This is a genomic window from Dyadobacter sp. SRI_021 (assembly GCF_057586235.1).
On record NZ_JBYCZM010000036.1, the window covers coordinates 1 to 2,582 of the forward strand.

At 40.5% G+C, this 2,582-nt stretch carries 3 protein-coding genes; 1 reads left to right on the forward strand and 2 read right to left on the reverse strand.

Translation table 11 applies throughout. The annotated features are described in order from the left end of the window. Window positions 1-261: 261 nt before the first annotated feature. On the forward strand, window positions 262-693 hold the full coding sequence (locus AC2YIT_RS32110; protein WP_487281936.1) for a hypothetical protein: 432 nt from the start codon (window positions 262-264) through the stop codon (window positions 691-693). Window positions 694-846: 153 nt separating this feature from the next. On the opposite strand, the gene AC2YIT_RS32115 is transcribed toward AC2YIT_RS32110, so the two are convergent. Together AC2YIT_RS32115 and AC2YIT_RS32120 are read right to left on the reverse strand one after the other, a co-directional pair. After that, a complete protein-coding gene (locus tag AC2YIT_RS32115; RefSeq protein WP_487281937.1) occupies window positions 847-2,082 on the reverse strand; it encodes a phage integrase SAM-like domain-containing protein in 1,236 nt (411 codons plus the stop codon). Between the two features lie 304 nt (window positions 2,083-2,386). Beyond that, on the reverse strand, window positions 2,387-2,582 hold a 196-nt coding region (locus tag AC2YIT_RS32120; RefSeq protein ID WP_487281938.1), incomplete at its 5' end, for a hypothetical protein.

The window sequence follows — 2,582 nt, forward strand, 5'->3', positions numbered from 1 at the left end:
ATATATAAATAAATGATATGTGCAAAATTGAATAATTTAGGTGATTTTCCACGATTTGCATGACTAGCTAATTTCTGAAAACTTTCCAAAGTGGCAGGTAGAGCTATGTGAGCACTTCGCTAAATTCGAATTGGACACCTTACAACTCATTATGATAGGTATCATACTGCATAACACAAAAGACCACTTTCACCATGAATGAGGCATGGGATAAATAAATGAAAAATGGTATGTTTGGAACCTAATCTAATCTTACAAAAAATGATTTGTAAAAAATTACTCGTACCCCTCTTTTTGTTGGCATTGTTCCTTACAACATTTTCGTGTATTAAAGATCATGTCGTCCCGCCTGATAATACTCAAGCTGAACGATTACTTTTTAGAGCGTGGGAGATGGTAGCTGAAGAAAACGGAGTCGATAGCTTAAAATACGCGAAACGCGCCTTTGTAACGTTTGCTCCTAATGGCACTTGGTCGACATCAATAGGTAGCTATGCACCAATTGGGGCGGGATTTGATAGCTATTGGAAATGGCACCCAACTATCCCCAATCGATTATTGTGGTATTACCTGGGACATGAAACAAATGAAAATAACTACATCGACTTATTAGTAGTAACGGAAGATTCGCTGAAGATCCGAAATTCCAATGTGTACTTTAAGGGCAGGTATAATTTTGTTCCTTACAAATAAATGACACTGTCAAAATTTTATGAAAATGTCATTTGTATCGGCTGAGTGTGATAGCCACCGTAGATGAGGCCAAGTGATCGAAGGAACAAAACACTTAAAGCAAAAGTGTTATGTCACCTTCGATCATGTATTGTTTGGTTACGTAAACCTGCGTTAGAAGGCCACTAAAAGCCTACCATACCGTTCTAAGTCCTCGTGTTCGAAGCTATCAAGGTAATGCTGAGTAGTCTTGCGGTCTTTATGCCCTAAGCTTTCAGATATATAGTCAATAGATACTTCGTTGCTGCGTTTGAGAACTGTGCTGTATGAGTGTCGTGCTACGTATGTTGTTAATTTTGCTTCAAAACCAAGCTCTTTTCCAATACGAGAAATGTGCTTGTTGACGTTGCGAGTCACATTCTGGACGATTCGCCGTTCATCGACTGCGTTCTTTGATTCATTGAGAAACGGGAATACATAGGTATCCTTGGATGTTTCACGATTGCCCCACTTCTCGATTATCTCGAAAGCATGTTCCGTTGGCTTCGCGACAATGGGTGCCAGATTTCCTCTTGATGTCCTTTCTGTCTTTGCACGGATAAAAGTAATAACGCCATCTTTAACGTCTCTGTACCGGAGGCGGCATATATCCTTGATATTAATACCGTTACACAAGTATGAGAACAGCCATATGTCCTTTGCTCGATCTTCGTTTGTACCTGGGATGGTCTGATAGTTGAAGAGCATTGCAATCTGATTGATTTTAAGAGCTTTTTTGATGTTTCTACCTGTCGGGACTTGAAATTTCCCTCTACCAAATGGATAGTCGTCACGATGCATGTAGCCTTGCTCGATTGCCTGATTCACGATTGTCCGAAAACTGCGCAAGTATATCCCAATGGTTGTAGTAGATCGCCCCTCCTGGAGCATGTGCTTGCAGAACTTCTCAAGGAAATCAGGAGTAATATCTTCATACCGGATTTTTTTCGAGAACTCCCTCAATGAGTTAAGTGCTGTCTGGTATGAGCTGCCGGTAGATATTCGATCGGCTTCGTTAAGCTTAGCGATGTAGTCCTCCATTAACTCGTAGATGCTTTTCGCGCCTTTCTTGGTTTTATCCCCTAGCATGGCCTTTTCGAAGGCTTTGAACGAGAATATGGGAAGGGCTCTAATAATTTGATGTGCTTCGCTCTCACGTGCAAGCACTTTAAGTTTTACTCCCCGGAGAGTTTCATTCCTGTTCTTGGGATTCACCATTTGCTGATAATCTTCCGGTGTAAGATCGATTCCAACCCGATAGTCCTTAAACGTCCTTTGATAGGTAACTCTGAGCTTGAGAGGGTAGGTGCCGTCCTGTTTAATACGGCGAGTGTCTAGTACCACCTTTGCGGTGACTGTTGATTGTTCCATCTTTATTTACTGTTTAAAATTTGCAAGCGTTTTTACAAACAGCAGCTACAAAGGCTAACTAAAAGGCACGAAATTTTGTTGCCTAATTTTGATGTAAATATTTGATTATTAGTAAATTATACTAACATCAATAAACGCTAACAAACAGTAATAAAAGGTATGAGTAGGACTGTTAATCAGAGGGTCGCTGGTTCGAGCCCAGCTTCGGGAGCTTGAAAATGAAGCACTTAGCAAGAAATTGTTAGGTGCTTTTTCTTTTTAATCAACCTGGTCTATTTTTGAGAGTTCCCTGCCATTTATTGAGTTAATCTTGCCGGATTTTATAATCGAGAACTGCACGCTGACTCATGTAGATAAGTGGGAAGAACGGTGTCATGTTTATTTGGAAGAGAAGAAATCGGTCGGAGGGGTTCTGAGCTAAGAAGCGTCCTAAGGGTGCCATAATGATGTACATCCCCGAGGATTTAGTAATACTTTTTAAAACTATCTGATTCAGTGAA

What these genes read in the sequence shown, in the direction of transcription:
- AC2YIT_RS32110 (WP_487281936.1), top strand. Translation starts at nt 262, where the DNA reads ATGATTTGTAAAAAATTACTCGTACCCCTCTTTTTGTTGGCATTGTTC.
- AC2YIT_RS32115 (WP_487281937.1), bottom strand. Translation starts at nt 2,082, where the DNA reads ATGGAACAATCAACAGTCACCGCAAAGGTGGTACTAGACACTCGCCGT.